This is a genomic window from Thermopolyspora flexuosa, assembly GCF_006716785.1.
GTDB classification, from domain to species: domain Bacteria; phylum Actinomycetota; class Actinomycetes; order Streptosporangiales; family Streptosporangiaceae; genus Thermopolyspora; species Thermopolyspora flexuosa.
The window spans coordinates 3,947,620-3,963,113 of sequence record NZ_VFPQ01000001.1 but is presented as its reverse complement, the minus strand read 5'-3'; the positions used below and the strand labels follow the sequence as shown (position 1 = coordinate 3,963,113).

12 protein-coding genes are annotated in these 15,494 nt (G+C 73.0%); 11 read left to right on the top strand and 1 reads right to left on the bottom strand.

The window, feature by feature from the left end; all coding sequences use genetic code 11:
* Positions 1 to 21: 21 nt before the first annotated feature.
* The 4 genes from FHX40_RS16800 to FHX40_RS16790 all read left to right on the top strand — a co-directional run bounded on the left by FHX40_RS16800 (position 22) and on the right by FHX40_RS16790 (position 4,643).
* The gene (locus tag FHX40_RS16800) at positions 22 to 1,302 is read left to right on the top strand and encodes a homoserine dehydrogenase (protein ID WP_189136258.1); all 1,281 of its coding nucleotides are present in this window, start codon (positions 22 to 24) and stop codon (positions 1,300 to 1,302) included.
* A gap of 262 nt (positions 1,303 to 1,564) precedes the next feature.
* Positions 1,565 to 2,719: a family 2 glycosyl transferase gene (locus tag FHX40_RS16795; RefSeq protein WP_142260502.1), complete on the top strand. Its 1,155-nt coding sequence runs from the start codon at positions 1,565 to 1,567 to the stop codon at positions 2,717 to 2,719.
* Entirely contained in the window at positions 2,716 to 2,877 is a 162-nt protein-coding gene (locus FHX40_RS25140; protein ID WP_170198863.1) for a hypothetical protein, read from the top strand. Before FHX40_RS16795 ends, FHX40_RS25140 begins: the two co-directional genes overlap by 4 nt.
* Positions 2,874 to 4,643 (top strand): glycosyltransferase family 2 protein, encoded by a 1,770-nt coding sequence (locus FHX40_RS16790; protein ID WP_229788975.1) that lies wholly within the window; start codon positions 2,874 to 2,876, stop codon positions 4,641 to 4,643. The genes FHX40_RS25140 and FHX40_RS16790 overlap by 4 nt, the downstream gene beginning before the upstream one ends.
* A 17-nt stretch (positions 4,644 to 4,660) precedes the next feature.
* Here the strand turns inward: FHX40_RS16790 and FHX40_RS16785 are convergent, their stop codons facing one another.
* A complete protein-coding gene (locus FHX40_RS16785) occupies positions 4,661 to 6,247 on the bottom strand; it encodes a glycosyltransferase family 2 protein (RefSeq protein WP_142260501.1) in 1,587 nt (528 codons plus the stop codon).
* A 603-nt stretch (positions 6,248 to 6,850) separates the two neighbouring features.
* Between FHX40_RS16785 and thrC the strand changes: the two genes are divergently transcribed.
* The 7 genes from thrC to FHX40_RS16750 all read left to right on the top strand — a co-directional run bounded on the left by thrC (position 6,851) and on the right by FHX40_RS16750 (position 15,370).
* Positions 6,851 to 7,909 (top strand): threonine synthase, encoded by a 1,059-nt coding sequence (gene thrC, locus FHX40_RS16780; protein WP_142260500.1) that lies wholly within the window; start codon positions 6,851 to 6,853, stop codon positions 7,907 to 7,909.
* Positions 7,910 to 7,941: 32 nt separating this feature from the next.
* Positions 7,942 to 8,973, top strand: coding sequence for a homoserine kinase (locus FHX40_RS16775; RefSeq protein WP_142260499.1), 1,032 nt, complete (start codon positions 7,942 to 7,944; stop codon positions 8,971 to 8,973).
* A 471-nt stretch (positions 8,974 to 9,444) separates the two neighbouring features.
* A complete protein-coding gene (gene rho / locus FHX40_RS16770; protein ID WP_142260498.1) occupies positions 9,445 to 11,418 on the top strand; it encodes a transcription termination factor Rho in 1,974 nt (657 codons plus the stop codon).
* A 396-nt stretch (positions 11,419 to 11,814) separates the two neighbouring features.
* Positions 11,815 to 12,027, top strand: a complete 213-nt coding sequence (gene rpmE / locus FHX40_RS16765; RefSeq protein ID WP_142260497.1) for a 50S ribosomal protein L31 — start codon at positions 11,815 to 11,817, stop codon at positions 12,025 to 12,027.
* 208 nt (positions 12,028 to 12,235) lie between these two features.
* The gene (prfA, locus tag FHX40_RS16760; protein ID WP_142260496.1) at positions 12,236 to 13,291 is read left to right on the top strand and encodes a peptide chain release factor 1; all 1,056 of its coding nucleotides are present in this window, start codon (positions 12,236 to 12,238) and stop codon (positions 13,289 to 13,291) included.
* A 10-nt stretch (positions 13,292 to 13,301) separates the two neighbouring features.
* Positions 13,302 to 14,156: a peptide chain release factor N(5)-glutamine methyltransferase gene (gene prmC / locus FHX40_RS16755; protein ID WP_142260495.1), complete on the top strand. Its 855-nt coding sequence runs from the start codon at positions 13,302 to 13,304 to the stop codon at positions 14,154 to 14,156.
* 548 nt (positions 14,157 to 14,704) lie between these two features.
* Positions 14,705 to 15,370 (top strand): L-threonylcarbamoyladenylate synthase, encoded by a 666-nt coding sequence (locus tag FHX40_RS16750; RefSeq protein ID WP_142261836.1) that lies wholly within the window; start codon positions 14,705 to 14,707, stop codon positions 15,368 to 15,370.
* Positions 15,371 to 15,494: the final 124 nt, after the last annotated feature.

The window sequence follows — 15,494 nt, the reverse complement described above, 5'->3', positions numbered from 1 at the left end:
GGGGAGCGCCGTCCGCTGCGGATCGCGCTGCTCGGCTGCGGGACGGTGGGCTCCCAGGTGGTACGGCTGCTGCGGGAGCAGGCCCGTGACCTGGAGGCACGCGTGGGCGCGCCGCTGGAGCTCGCCGGTGTCGCGGTGCGGCGCATCGACCGCCGCCGCGACGTGGAGATCGACCCGGCGCTGCTCACCACGGACGCCATGGGCCTGGTCACCCGCGACGACGTCGACATCGTCGTCGAGGTGATCGGCGGCATCGAGCCCGCCCGCACGCTCATCCTCGCCGCGATGGAGCGCGGCAAGTCGATCGTGACCGCGAACAAGGCGCTGCTCGCCGAGGACGGCGCCACGATCCACGGCGCGGCCCGCCGCCACGGCGTGGACCTGTACTTCGAGGCGAGCGTCGGCGGCGCGATCCCGCTGCTGCGCCCGCTGCGCGAGTCCCTCGCCGGTGACCACGTCCACCGGGTGCTCGGCATCGTCAACGGCACCACCAACTACATCCTCGACAAGATGGACTCCACCGGCGCGTCGTTCACCGACGCCCTGGAGGAGGCCCAGGCGCTCGGGTACGCCGAGGCCGACCCGACCGCCGACGTGGAGGGCTTCGACGCCGCGGCCAAGGCGGCGATCCTCGCCGGGATCGCCTTCCACACCCGGGTGACCGCCGCCGACGTGCACCGCGAGGGCATCACCGAGATCACCGCCGCCGACGTGGCGAGCGCCGCGGCGATGGGGTACGTGATCAAGCTGCTCGCCATCTGCGCGAGGTCCGAGGACGGCCGCTCGGTCGGCGTGCGCGTGCACCCGGCGATGATCCCGCGGAGCCACCCGCTCGCCGGGGTGCGCGAGGCGTACAACGCGGTGTTCGTCGAGGCCGAGTCCGCCGGCCGGCTCATGTTCTACGGCGCGGGCGCGGGCGGCCCGCAGACCGCCTCGGCCGTGCTCGGCGACATCGTGGCCGTCGCCCGCAACCGCCTCGCCGGCACCCGCGGCCCGGACGAGTCCACGTACGCCGACCTGCCGGTGCACCCGATCGGCGAGACCGTCACCCGGTACCACGTCGCGCTCGACGTCGCCGACAAGCCCGGCGTGCTCGCCCGGGTCGCGGAGATCTTCGCCAAGCACGACGTGTCGATCCAGACGGTGCGCCAGGAGGGCCACGGCGACGACGCCCAGCTCGTCATCGTCACCCACCACGCCAAGGACGCCGCCCTGTCGGCCACGGTCGAGTCGCTGCGCGAGCTCGACATCGTCCGCGCGGTGGCGAGCGTGATGCGCGTCGAGGGCGAGGACGAGCGCTAGTCACCGCGGCGCCCACCGCCTTCCGGGCGGATGACGGCCGGCCCGGCGTCCGCCCGACCGGCCCCCCGGCGTGCGTACGGCCCGGCGCGGCCGGGTTCCGGATGACCCGCGGTGGGCGCGCATGCCGTCCCGCGGCACCTGAGCGGCGCGGGACGTGTCCATCTCGTCCGAATTGACACATCCGCTGGTCAGTCTCGGAGATACTGGTCTCCGCCGTTTCCGGCGTCGATCGCGTTTCCGGCAGAACCGTTGAGATCAGTAGATGACCGTCATTGCCAGTGGATCCAGCACGCTGACGCCCGAGGGCTACCAGCGCACCCCGACCCGGCCGATGGAGGAGCTGCGGCGTGAGGCCGGCCGCTGGTGGGCGGGGGAGCGGCGGCTCGCGGATCCGCCGAGCGCCGAGGACCTCGCCTGGCTGCGCGAGCTGACCGGGCTGCGCGTGCGCTGGCCGTACAACGAGGGGCGGCAGGAGGCGATGGCGCTGCTCGCCGCCCTCGCCGGTGCCGGGGTGCCGCTCACCGCCGAGGCGGTGCCGCCGTGGGCGGAGCGGGCCGACCCCGTGCTCGCCGATCTGCTGCGGTCCTGGCCGGAGGGCGGGCCCGACGGCGCCGGGGACCCGTCCGCTCCCCCGAAGGGCGCGGACGCCAGGCGCTCGGTGACCGACCTGCGGCGCGAGGAGCACAGCGTACGGCTGCGCCGCCACGCCTGGCGGTCGCACACCGCCGACGCCCCCGTGACCGTGGTGCTCGCCTCGCGCCGCCCGCACCACGTGCCGGAGGCGCTCGCGCAGATCGCCCGGCAGCGGCACGTGGAGGTGCAGGTCGTGCTCGCCCTGCACGGCTTCACCGCCGACCTGGTACGGCCCGCCGTACGGGCCTTCCCGCTGCCGATCACCGTGATCGAGGCCGACGCGGCCACGGTGTTCGGCGAGGTGCTCGCCCAGGCGGCCGCACGCGCCGACGCGGGCCTCATCGCCAAGTGGGACGACGACGACTGGTACGGCCCGGAACACCTCGCGGACCTGCTCATGGCCCGCCTGTACTCGGGCGCGGACGTGGTCGGCACCGCCGCCGAGTTCTTCTACCTCGAGCCGCTCGACGTCACGATCCGCCGTACCGACTACAAGAGCGAGGTGTGGTCCGACCACGTGGCGGGCGGCACGATCCTGCTCGGCCGGGACACCCTCGCCGAGGCGGGCGGCTTCCAGCCGCTGCCCAAGGGCGTGGACTCGGCGCTGCTCAAGACCATCCACGGCGCGGGCGGCCGCATCTACCGCACCCACGGCCTGGGGTACATGCTGCGCCGGTCGAGCGCGGCCGAGCACACCTGGCAGCTCCCGCTGGCGCATTTCCTGCGGGTCGCCACGAACCAGTGGCGGGGCTTCCGGCCGAGCCGGATCATGGAAGCGGAATGACCGAGCATACGGGGGAGATCCGCGGGCGGGGCGCCCGCGCGGGCGGCGTCGGGCCCGTCGCCCGCCACCGCACGGGGCCCGCCGTACGACGCGCGGCGGAGCGCAAGGTCGTGCGGGCATCGTCCGAGGCCGAGGTGACCGGGGAGGAACATCCGTGACACCGCGCATCCGCGGAAACGACTACACGTCCCTCAACCCGCCGCGGATCGGCGCGTGGACGCCGACGATGCGGGTCAGCATCGTCATCCCGGCCTACAACAACCAGGACAAACTCGACCTCACCCTCGCCGGGCTCGCCACGCAGACCTACCCGGCCGAGCTGATGGAGGTCATCGTCGTCGACAACGGCAGCGAGCCCCGGCTCACCCTGCCCGCGCTGCGCCCGCCCGGCACCCGCATCATCCGCTGCGACACCCCGGGCCGGGCGAGCGCCCGCAACGCCGGCCTCGCCATCGCCACCGGCGACGTGATCCACTGGCTCGACTCCGACGTGGTGCTCGACCGGGAGGCGGTCGAGGCGCACATGCGCTGGCACCACCTCGCGCCGTACCTCGTCGTCACCGGCTACCTGCGGTTCTCGTCCGCCGAGCCGCCCAGCCCGCAGGCGGTCGTCGCGGCCCAGGACCTCGGCCTGCTCTTCGAGCCGAGCGAGCCGCACGAGTGGATCGTCGACCTGGTGGAGCGCACCGGCGGGCTGCGCGAGCACGCGCACCGCACGTTCAGCCTGCACATCGGCGGCTGCACCTCGGTGAACGCGCGGCTGTTCGAGGTCGCCGGGCCGATGGACGAGCAGCTGTTCCTCGGCCAGGACACCGAGATGGGGTACCGGCTGGCGCAGGCGGGCGCCGCGTTCATCCCCGAGCCGCTCGCCCGCGGCTACCACCTCGGCCCGACCATGCGCATGCGGAACAAGGAGCCGATCACGCGGGTCAGCCACGCGTTCATCGCCGACCGCATCCCGCAGTACCGGTGGCTGCGCTCGCACCCGGGCCGGCAGTGGCTCGTGCCGTACGTGGAGGTGGTCGTCGACGCCGAGGGCGCCACGTACGAGGACGTGCGCGCCACCGTGGACGCCTGCCTCGCCGGGACCGTGCCCGACGTCGCGGTCGTGCTCACCGGCCCGTGGGACACGCTCGACCCGGAGCGCCGCGCCCCGCTCAAGGACCCGCGTCTCGACCTCGCCCTCATCCACGGCCACTACCGGCACGAGGGCCGGGTACGGCTGACGCGCGAGGTCGCGCCCACCAAGGCGCCGTTCCGGCTGCGCGTCCCCGCGGGCTGGGTGCCGGGCGAGGACACCATCGCCCGGCTCGTCGACCTGGCGATCGAGGACGGCTACGGGCTCGTCTCCGTGCTGCTCGCCGAGCGGCCGGAACCCGGCCGGGCCACGCCCGCCGCCGACTCCGCCGCCGACGCCGCGACCGCGGGCGCCGGGCGGGCCGGGGCGTCCGGCGCGGGCGGCGGGGGACGGGGCGTGGGCATCGTCGCCGCCCGGCTGGAGCGCACCGCGGCGTTCGCCCGCGCCGAGCTCGCCCGCGAGGAGGGCGAGGACCTCGTCGACGTGGTCGAGGAGACGTTCGGAACGATCTGGGTGGACGGCGAGAGCTACGGGTTCGTCCCCGCCGCCGAGGCGCCGAAGATCAGGGGCCGCCGCAGCACCTACCGCGCGCTGCAGGAGGCCGAGGCCGAGGTCGCGCGGCTCACCAAGGAGGTGGAGCGGCTCAAGGGCCAGGTGTCCAAGTGGCGCGAGGAGGCCGCCCGCTGGCGCAAGAGCGCCGTCGAGTTCCGCCGCGAGATCGGCAGCCTGCGCAAGGAGATCGGCACGCTGCGCAAGAAGGGCGGCGGCGGGTTCCGCTCGGCGGTCCGGCGCATCCCGCTCGCCGTCTACGCCGCGCGCGCGGTCGGCCGCAAGCCGAAGAGCTGAGCGCCCGTCGCCGCCGGTCAGGGCAGCCGGTCGCGGAGCGTGCCGCGCAGCCGGGTGAGCAACGACCGCCGCCGCGGCGCGGCCTCCCGTGCGGCGCCGTCCTTCGGCCGGTCGGCCGCCTGGGCCGCGGGCTTCGCGGGCGCCTTGGCCTGCGCGGCCGCGGCGGGCGGCTTGGGCTGGGTCTTGGCCTGGGCGGCCGGGGCCGGTTTCGGCGGCCAGAACTCGGCCATCGGGGCGCGCCGTACCCCGTGGGTGGCGTCGATGACCGCGTCGAGGTCCTCGCCCGGCGCGGCGAGCAGGCGGGCGCGGTTGACCGCGTCGGTGCGCTCCAGGCGCGCGGTGCGGCCGTCGGGCAGCTCGGCGACGAGTACGCCGAGCGGCCGGTCCGCGGTCATCACCTTGATCATGCGCTCCAGGGTGTCCCGGCCGAGCGGCACGTCGACCGGCCCGACATACCGGTACGGCACGGGCCACGGGGTGTCGGCCGGCTCGTCGGCGAGCCGTACCCGGGCGTCGTCGGCGAACCCGGCTCGCAGCAGCCGCAGCTCGAAGTCGGGATCGTCGAGCACCGCGTGCCGCCCGGTGGGCAGCTTCGACCACGGCGCGACGAGCGTGACCGTCACGTCGGGCAGCGAGCCGTCGAGCGCCGCGTTCACCGCCGCCCGCACCTCCGGCTCGGTGTGCCCGCCGACCTCGTACACCACCTCGACGTACGGCACGAGCCAGCTGCGGCCGCGTTCCTTGCGCAGGTCGCGGCGGAGCGGGATGCGGTGCGCCAGGTACGGCTCGACCGAGCGCACGGTGCGCTCCCGGTTGACCCGCTGCGCGGGCAGGCCGAGGTGCACCGCCCGCGCGGCGAGGTCGGGCACGAACACCACGCCGGCCATCGCGAGCCGGTAGGCGAACTCGGTGTCCGAGCCCCGCAGCACGGCCGCGTCGAGGCCGCCCACCCGCTGGAACAGCGACCGGCGCAGGGACAGCGTGGGCCCGGTGCAGTTGTGGTACGGGTTCTTCGCGGCCTTCAGCCCGTCGAGCCTGCGGATCGTCTCCTCGGTGGAGCTGGGGATCGCCTTCGACAGGTCGAACAGCTCGCCGAGCGCGTCGCGGGCGACCGCGTCGCGCACCCGCTCCGGCGTGACCTCGCCGAAGTCCTCGATGAAGTGCTTGCCGCCGATCGTCACCACGTAGTCGGTGAGGTGGTGCCAGCGCAGCAGCGCCTCCAGGTGCTCGGCGCAGACCACCATGTCGGAGTCGAGCCGTTGCAGGATCTCGCCCTCGGCCTGCGCCGCGCCGGTGTTGATCGCGTGCGCGATGCCCCAGCCGTCCGGCGCGGACGGCACGATCCGGGTGTTCTCCGGTGCGATCTCCGGCAGCCGCAGCGGCGGCTCGGCGCCGTCGTCGACGACGATGACCTCGGTGAGGTGCGCCGGGTAGGTCTGCGCGGCGAGCGCGGCGAGGGCGAGGTCGAGCAGGCGCTGCGACCGCGCCGGGATGACGACGCTCACCGTGAGCGTCGGCGTCCACGCGCCCAGGTCCGGCGGGGTCAGCGGGGAATAGTCGTTGTGCCGGATCCTCGGTCGCGCCGGCTCCCGATCACCCGTCATCCATCCGCTCCTCGTCCGTTGCGGTCGCGATCACGACTGTAGTGCATCGACGACGGGGTACGGCCGGGCCGGAGAAACGGGCCGGTGTGCGCCGTGACCGAATTCCCGCGCGCCGGGGCCGCGGTCCTGCTCCCCGGGTTTCGGTTCGCCCCTTGATAACGTTGTGACGTTTGCGAAACCATGGGAACGCGTCGTCGGGCCTACGGTGACCGGGCGTGCGGAGCACGCCGCGGGACGGCCCGCGGAGCGCCGAAGGCCGGGGTTCCCGGGTGAACGTTCCACGGCCCCCGCCGTGGAAATCGGCTCACCGGCATCCCCTCCTGCGAGCGTCGCCGGTTCATCGTAGACTCTTTGCAACACCGCAGGTAACGGCGGAACGGGCCGGGTGACCGGCGACGGGACGGGCAGTGCCGACGGGGGTGCCGGTCCCGCGGGACCCGGGCGCCGTGGCCGTGAATACGATCGATCATCGCGCATCGGACGGGCGGTGTGCCGCAACCCGCACTGCGCACCGTGCCGAACCCTGCCGAACACCGCACTGAATACCGGATCGGATATATCAGCAGGCGGCCGTCCGCGCCGCCGCACGGGAGGAGCACCCACATGGCCAGGGGCTGGCGTGGAGTCATCGAGGAGTACCGTGACCGGCTTCCGGTGACCGCCAAGACGCCCGTGGTGACCCTGCTGGAGGGCGGCACGCCGCTGCTCCCCGCACCGCGGTTGTCCCAGCTCACCGGCTGTGAGGTGTACCTCAAGGTCGAGGGCCTCAACCCCACCGGCAGCTTCAAGGACCGCGGCATGACCGTCGCCATCAGCAAGGCCGTCGAGGCCGGGGCGAAGGCGGTCATCTGCGCGTCCACCGGCAACACGAGCGCGTCGGCCGCCGCGTACGCGGTGCGCGCCGGCCTCACCTGCGCGGTGCTCGTGCCCCGCGGGAAGATCGCGATGGGCAAGCTCGCCCAGGCGCTCGTGCACGGGGCCAAGCTGCTCCAGGTGAACGGCAGCTTCGACGACTGCCTCGAGATGACCCGGAAGCTGTCGGCGGACTACCCGATCGCCCTCGTCAACTCGGTGAACCCGGACCGGCTGCAGGGGCAGAAGACCGCGGCGTTCGAGATCGTCGACGTGCTCGGCGACGCGCCGGACGTGCACTGCCTCCCCGTCGGAAACGCCGGGAACATCTCCGCGTACTGGATGGGCTACAAGGAGTATCGTGAGGACGGGGTCGCCACCAGGACCCCGCGCATGCTCGGCTTCCAGGCCAGCGGGGCGGCCCCGATCGTGACCGGTGCCCCGGTGCCCCATCCGCACACGATCGCCACCGCGATCCGGATCGGCAACCCGGCCTCGTGGAAGCTCGCCGAGGCCGCCCGGGACGAGTCCGGCGGCGACATCCAGTCGGTCACCGACCGCCAGATCGCCGCCGCGTACAAGCTGCTCGCCCAGGAGGAGGGGGTGTTCGTCGAGCTCGCCTCGGCCGCGAGCGTGGCCGGCCTGCTCCAGGCGCACGAGCGCGGACTGGTACGGCGGGGCGAGCGCGTGGTGTGCACGGTGACCGGAAACGGGCTGAAGGATCCCGACTGGGCGATCGCGGGCGCGCCCGCCCCGATCACCATCCCGGTCGACGCCCAGGCGGCCGCGGCCGCCCTCGAACTCGCATGATCCTCGCAACACGCAAGAGAGTCCGGTGATGCATGACCACTAGCACTGTCCGCGTTCGTGTGCCTGCGACGAGCGCAAACCTGGGGCCGGGCTTCGACGCGCTCGGCCTCGCGCTCGACCTCCACGACGAGATCGAGGTCACCCTCGACGAGCCCGGAGGAGGATCGGGCACCGGGCCGCACGCCGGCGTCCGCATCAGCATCGAGGGGGAGGGCGCGGGGGAACTCGACGAGGGCGAGGACCACCTGATCATCAAGGCGATGCGGAAGACCTTCGACCGCATGGGGGTCGACCAGCCGCGCAACATCCGGCTCCACTGCGTCAACCGCATCCCGCACGCCCGCGGCCTCGGCTCCTCGTCCGCCGCGATCTGCGCCGGCATCCTCGCCGCCCGGGCGCTCGCCGCGCCGTACGCGGCCCGCGCGGGCCCGGAGGGCGGCCACGGGGGAGCGACGGGGGACGACGACGCGACCGGCGGAAACCGCCGGGCGCCGGGGGCGGAGCTCCTCTCCGACGACGAGGTGTTCGCCCTCGCCACCGAGCTCGAGGGCCATCCGGACAACGTGGCCCCGTGTCTTGCGGGAGGCCTTACCATCGCATGGCTCGACCAGTCCGGTCGGCCGAGTATGGTGAAACTGAACCCGCACGAGGGCATCCGTCCGGTGGTGTGCGTACCGAGGCAGCGGTTGTCCACCGAACGGGCGCGTGGACTGCTACCCAGGGACGTGCCCCACGCGGACGCCGCGGCGAACGCGGGGCGGGCCGCCCTTCTCATCGCCGCGTTGACCCGGCGGCCGGATTCCCGGTTGCTGCTCGCCGCCACCGAAGACCGGCTGCATCAGGATTACCGTGCGCCTGCGATGCCGCAGACCGCACATCTGGTGAAAACTCTGCGCGCGAAGGGCGTGCCCGCGGTGGTCTCGGGTGCGGGTCCAACCGTTCTGGCCTTCACAACGCCGGACACGCAGGATTTGATCGCACCAGAAGTGGGTAATGACTGGCTTATCCAGCCGCTGAGCGTCGATCCGGTCGGCTCGTTCGTTCAGTTTCCCGAGACACGCTGAAATCTCTTCGACCTTCAGGGAATAGCCGTGCGCGCTGGTGATGTTAGGCTGATAGCCGCACCAGATGCCCCCGTGCCGGGCGCGTGCTTGTCAGCCCCACATTGCCATTCCATACTTGCGATGCCTGTGCCCGCAGGTCTGGGTGGCACGGCGACCTCCCTGAATCCGTTGCCTCCGGTTGGGCCACATCCGGTTGGCACCCCGCGAGGCGGCGATCTCAGAGACGTGCGCGTTCGGATCACCTTGACATCTGGTCGGCGGCAATCAGCCGGGGGGTCACCCCCGAGCATCAGAAGCTCGCGGATCAGGACGGTGACGGCCACGAGCCGGTTCGACTCCAACGCACCGGTCTCCGACGCCTCCAACCATTCCAGTAATTCGCGAATCCCGACCCGGTCTGTCCCGCCGGGTCGCATCACCGGGACGCCAGGCTGATCAAGCCCGGCGCCCGACCCCTGGGAAGGACCCTTAGTGAGCGACACCACTGAACTCCTCACCGACGCCTCCGGCTCAGCGCCGCAGCAGGCCGCCGGCGACACCCCCACTCGCGCCACCAGCCGGCGCCGTCGCTCCGGCACCGGCCTGTCCGCCATGCTGCTCCCCGAACTGCAGAGGCTCGCCTCGAGCCTGGGCATCAGCGGTGTCGGGCGGATGCGCAAGAGCCAGCTGATCGCGGCCATCCAGGAGAAGCAGGGCGTCTCGGCCGACGGCTCCGCCGCCACGCCGGAGGCCGCCGGCACGTCCAAGCCCGCCGCGGCGGCGTCCGAGTCCGCCGCGTCCGGGACGACGCCCGAGGTGAAGAGCGAGGCGGCGCCCGAGGGCGCGGCGAAGACCGAGACCCGCGAGCGGCCGTCGCGCCGCCGCGAGCGGTCCCGCGCCGCCGCTGCCGCCGAGCCCGCTCCCGAGGCCGCGGAGCAGCCCTCGGCCGAGGCCGCTCCCGCCGCCGCGGAGAGCCCCGCCGAGCCCGCGCCCGCGGTCGCCGACCAGGGTGAGGTCGGCCAGGGCGAGGCCGGTCAGGGCGAGGCGAAGGCCGATCGCGGTGAGTTCCGCCGCGACCGCCGCGGCCGGGACCGCCGCGAGCGCAACGGCGGGGAGCGCAACGGCGAGCGCAACGGTGCCGAGACCCGCACCGAGCAGCCGCAGCAGCCGCAGCAGCGGCCGGCCGCCGCCGAGTCCGGCGAGGGCCAGGGCAACGGTGGCCGGCAGCAGGGTGGGGACGAGGAGCGCCGCAGCCGCCGCGGCCGGTTCCGTGAGCGCAACCGCCGCGGACGCGACCGGTACGGCGACAGCGAGCCGACGATCGCCGAGGACGACGTCCTCATCCCGATCGCCGGCATCCTCGACATCCTCGACAACTACGCGTTCGTGCGCACCAGCGGCTACCTGCCCGGCCCGAACGACGTGTACGTCTCCCTCGCCCAGATCCGCCGCTACGGTCTGCGCAAGGGTGACGTGATCACCGGTGCGGTGCGCCAGCCGCGCGAGGGCGAGAAGCGCGAGAAGTTCAACGCGCTGGTCCGCCTCGACACGGTCAACGGCATGGACCCCGAGCAGGCCAAGAACCGCCCGGAGTTCAGCAAGCTGACGCCGCTGTACCCGCAGGAGCGGCTGCGCCTCGAGACCGAGCCCAACATCCTGACCACGCGGATCATCGACCTGGTCTGCCCGATCGGCAAGGGTCAGCGTGGGCTCATCGTCTCGCCGCCCAAGGCCGGTAAGACGATGGTGCTGCAGGCGATCGCGAACGCGATCACCCGCAACAACCCCGAGTGCCACCTGATGGTGGTCCTCGTCGACGAGCGTCCGGAAGAGGTCACCGACATGCAGCGGTCGGTGAAGGGCGAGGTCATCCACTCGACCTTCGACCGGCCGGCCGAGGACCACACCACGGTCGCCGAGCTCGCCATCGAGCGGGCCAAGCGGCTGGTGGAGCTCGGCCACGACGTGGTCGTGCTGCTCGACTCGATCACCCGCCTGGGCCGCGCGTACAACCTCGCCGCCCCGGCGTCCGGGCGCATCCTGTCGGGTGGCGTCGACTCCACCGCGCTCTACCCGCCGAAGCGCTTCTTCGGCGCCGCGCGCAACATCGAGAACGGCGGCTCCCTGACGATCCTCGCCACCGCGCTGGTCGAGACCGGCTCGAAGATGGACGAGGTCATCTTCGAGGAGTTCAAGGGCACCGGTAACGCCGAGCTGAAGCTCAGCCGGGCCCTCGCCGACAAGCGCATCTTCCCCGCCGTCGACGTCGTGGCCTCCGGCACCCGCAAGGAGGAGATCCTGATGTCGCCGGAGGAGCTCAACATCGTCTGGAAGCTGCGCCGGGTGCTGCAGGCGCTCGACCAGCAGCAGGCGCTGGAGCTCCTGCTGGAGAAGATGAAGGAGACCAAGTCGAACGCGGAGTTCCTGCTCCAGGTGCAGAAGACGACGGTCTCCGACCGCGACTAGGACGTCCGGCCCGGCGTGGTCACGGCCACGCCGGGCCGTCGCCGCCTCTCCGGGAACCTCGCCGGGAACGCCTTCGCGGCGCCTCGGTGAGGCGCCCCTCCTGCGCCGCGATCGCCCGTGCCCGGGGCCGCGGCGCATCCGCACGTCACGGCGCGCGGCACCGCCTGATGCGCGTGGCCGCGTGGCATCGCCGGTCGGCCCCGCCGTACCGGAACGCCGTGCGAACTCGCGGTGCCGGGACGCCCGGGCCGCACGCCGCGCAGGGATGCCAGGCAGGAATACCATCCGGCCTGCGCGGGTTTGAACGTCTGGCACACTGGTAGCCGAACCGCAGCGGTACCGGTTCACGTCCCGGACCGGACGACCCGGCGACCGCCCGAATGCGAGAGGAAGATCATGAAGGCCGATATTCACCCGGACTACGTCGTCACGCAGGTGACCTGTACGTGCGGCAACAGCTTCGTCACTCGCAGCACCGCGAAGAACGGCGTCATCCACGCTGACGTGTGCTCGGCCTGCCACCCGTTCTACACGGGCAAGCAGAAGATCCTGGACACCGGCGGCCGGGTCGCCCGCTTCGAGAAGCGGTTCGGCAAGAAGTCCAAGTAGCAACTTTCACGACGCCGGCTCGGAATCGTCCCTGCCGTGGCAGGGGCGTGCCCGGGTCGGCGTTCGTCGTGATCGGGCGGGTGCCGGACGCGCGGCGTCGCCGTACCGCCCGAGCGGACCGACGGGACGGCGGGGTTTCGGAGCGACCGGTCGGTGGGTTCCGCCGCGGGCGGAGCCGGCGTGGTGCGAGGTGTGAAGAGGAGGCACGGTGAATCTCGACGAGCTACTCAAGGAGTACGCGGAGCTTGAGAACAGGCTCGCCGACCCCTCGGTGCACGCCGACCAGAACCAGGCGCGGACGCTCGGCAAGCGGTACGCGGAGCTGACCCCGATCGTCAACACCTACCGCGAGCTGCAGCGCGTCCGCGAGGACCTCGCCACCGCCAAGGAGCTCGCCGCCGAGGACCCGGCGTTCGCCGAGGAGGCGGCCGAGCTGGAGGGGCGGATCGGGCCGCTGGAGGACCGGCTCAAGAAGCTGCTCATCCCCCGTGACCCGAACGACGACAAGGACATCCTCATGGAGATCAAGGCGGGCGAGGGCGGCGAGGAGTCGGCCCTGTTCGCCGCGGATCTGCTGCGGATGTACCTGCGCTACGCCGAGCGCGAGGGCTGGAAGACCGAGATCATCAGCGCCCAGCCCTCCGACCTCGGCGGCTACAAGGACGTCACGATCGCGATCAAGAGCCGGAACGGCGAGGGCGGCGTGTGGTCCCGGCTCAAGTTCGAGGGCGGCGTGCACCGGGTGCAGCGCGTCCCGGTGACCGAGTCCCAGGGCCGGATCCACACGAGCGCGGCCGGCGTGCTCGTCTACCCCGAGGCCGAGGAGGTCGACGTGCAGATCGACCCGAACGACCTGCGCATCGACGTGTTCCGGTCGAGCGGCCCGGGCGGCCAGAGCGTCAACACCACCGACTCGGCGGTGCGCATCACCCACCTGCCCACCGGCGTGGTGGTCACGTGCCAGAACGAGAAGAGCCAGTTGCAGAACAAGGAGGCGGCGCTGCGCATCCTGCGCGCCCGCCTGCTCGCGATGGCACAGCAGGAGGCCGAGGCGGCCGCGGCGGCCGAGCGCAAGTCGCAGGTCCGCACGGTCGACCGGTCCGAGCGCATCCGCACCTACAACTTCCCGGAGAACCGCATCTCCGACCACCGCGTGGGGTTCAAGGCCTACAACCTCGACCAAGTGCTGGACGGCGACCTCAGCGCGGTGATACAGGCATTGCTCGACGCAGAAATGGCGGAAAAACTCGCCGCCCACTCGTGAGACACACCACATGACGCTGCTGCTGGACGAGATCGCACTCGCCACCGCCAGACTCGCGGAGGCGGGTGTGCCCTCGCCGCGCACCGACGCCGAGGAGATCGCCGCGTTCGTCCACGGCGTACGGCGCAGCGAGCTGCACACCGTCCGCGACTGCGACTTCGACGCGCTGTTCTGGGAGGGCATCGCGCGCCGCGCGGCCCGCGAACCCCTCCAGCACATCACCGGCCGGGCCTACTTCCGCTACCTGTCGCTGGAGGTGGGACCCGGCGTGTTCATCCCCCGCCCGGAGACCGAGGTCGTGGCCGGTTGGGCGATCGACCGGCTGCGCGAGATGGATGTCGCCAACCCGCTCGTCGTCGACCTTGGCACCGGATCCGGCGCGATCGCGCTCTCCATCGCCCAGGAGGTCGCGCTCTCCGAGGTGCACGCCGTCGAGGTGGACCCCGACGCGTACGCCTGGGCGAAGCGCAACATCGTCGAGCTCGGCCAGGGACGGGTGCACCTCCATCCGGAGGACATGCGCGACTGCCTGCCGGAGCTCAACGGCCGGGTCGACCTGGTCATCTCCAACCCGCCGTACATCCCGCCGGGCTCGGTGCCGCGCGACCCCGAGGTGCGCGACTACGACCCCGCCCGCGCGCTGTACGGGTCCGACGAGGACGGGCTCGGCGAGATCCGCGCGGTCGAGCGCACCGCCCGGCGGCTGCTCCGCCCCGGCGGGTACGTCGTGGTGGAGCACGCCGACGAGCAGGGCACCGCGGTCTACTGGATCTTCTCCGAGGAGCACGGCTGGCGCGACGTGCGCAACCACCAGGACCTCACCGGGCGGGACCGGTTCGTGACGGCCCGGCTCGGCCAGGACTGAGCGTCCGCGCCGCCCGGTCGCCCGCCCGGCGGCCCGTGGCCGTGCGGGCGACCGGGATCGGTCACCGCCCGGGACTGACTAGGATCGTCTGCGTGAGCGAGCGAAAGGACCCGGCCCCGGACGCCGGTAAGCCCGCCGACGAGCAGGGCGGGCCGGCACCGGACCGGCGGCCCGACCCGCAGGCGGAGAGCACCGCGGCATCGGAGGAGTCCCGCGCGTCGTCCGGGCCCGCCGTACCCGGCGGGGAACCGGCCGCGCAGCCCGCCGCGCCCTCCTCCACCGGGCCGCACGGCGACCCCGTGCGTGAGGCGGCCGCGTCCGCCGATGCGCCGCGCGGCGAGGGAGCCGCCGCCGGGCAGGACGATCGCGAGGGCGAGGCGAAGGGTGCCGGCGTGGGCAAGGCCGCCGAGGAGGCCACTGCGAAGGCCGCGGCGCCCGAGCCGGCCGAGGGCGCGTCCTCCGGCGAGCCGAAGGCGGAGGCGGCGGGTGCGGGCGCCGAGGCGGCGGAGAAGCCGGGGGAGGGCACGCCCGAGGCCCCCGCGGTCGTCATGGAGGCCGCCAAGGAGAAGGTCCTGCGGTTCGACTGCTCGATCCCGGAGCAGCGCGCGGCGGGCATCGAGGCCGCCGTGGACGCGGTGCGGCAGGGCAAGCTCGTCGTCATCCCCACCGACACCGTGTACGGCATCGGCGCCGACGCGTTCACGCCGTCCGCGGTCAGCGCGTTGCTCGCCGCCAAGGGGCGGGGCCGGGACATGCCGGTTCCGGTGCTCGTGGGCAGCGTCAGGGCCGCGAACGCCCTGCTGGACGACCTCGGCCCGTACGGCCAGGACCTGATCGACGCGTTCTGGCCCGGCCCGCTCACGATCATCGGCCACGCGGTCCGCTCCCTCCAGTGGGACCTGGGGGAGACCAAGGGCACGGTCGCGGTGCGCATGCCGCTGCACGCGGTCGCCCTCGACCTGCTCAAGGAGACCGGCCCGATGGCGGTCAGCAGCGCGAACCGGTCGGGCGCGCCGCCCGCGACGACCATCGCCGAGGCCGAGGAGCAGCTCGGCGACTCGGTCGCGGTGTACCTCGACGGCGGCCGGTGCACCCAGCCGATCCCGTCCACCATCGTCGACCTGACCACGCCCGTGCCCCGGGTGCTCCGCAAGGGCGCGATCTCGGTGGAGAAGCTCAAGGGCGTCGTCGGGTACGTCGCCACGGACGACTGAGCGGCGGCCGAGTACGGCAAGGGCCGCGATTACGGACCGTCACCGGTTCGAAGTCATGCCGTCTGGATATCCCGGCAGGTGAGAAGACCGTCTCCCGGCTAGCGTGAAATCGCTGGTCACCTAC

Coding starts and splice junctions, on each gene's coding strand:
- FHX40_RS16785 (WP_142260501.1), bottom strand. CDS start 6,247: ATGACGGGTGATCGGGAGCCGGCGCGACCGAGGATCCGGCACAACGAC.
- thrC (WP_142260500.1), top strand. CDS start 6,851: ATGGCCAGGGGCTGGCGTGGAGTCATCGAGGAGTACCGTGACCGGCTT.
- rpmE (WP_142260497.1), top strand. CDS start 11,815: ATGAAGGCCGATATTCACCCGGACTACGTCGTCACGCAGGTGACCTGT.
- FHX40_RS16750 (WP_142261836.1), top strand. CDS start 14,705: ATGGAGGCCGCCAAGGAGAAGGTCCTGCGGTTCGACTGCTCGATCCCG.
- FHX40_RS25140 (WP_170198863.1), top strand. CDS start 2,716: ATGACCGAGCATACGGGGGAGATCCGCGGGCGGGGCGCCCGCGCGGGC.
- FHX40_RS16775 (WP_142260499.1), top strand. CDS start 7,942: ATGACCACTAGCACTGTCCGCGTTCGTGTGCCTGCGACGAGCGCAAAC.
- FHX40_RS16795 (WP_142260502.1), top strand. CDS start 1,565: ATGACCGTCATTGCCAGTGGATCCAGCACGCTGACGCCCGAGGGCTAC.
- prmC (WP_142260495.1), top strand. CDS start 13,302: ATGACGCTGCTGCTGGACGAGATCGCACTCGCCACCGCCAGACTCGCG.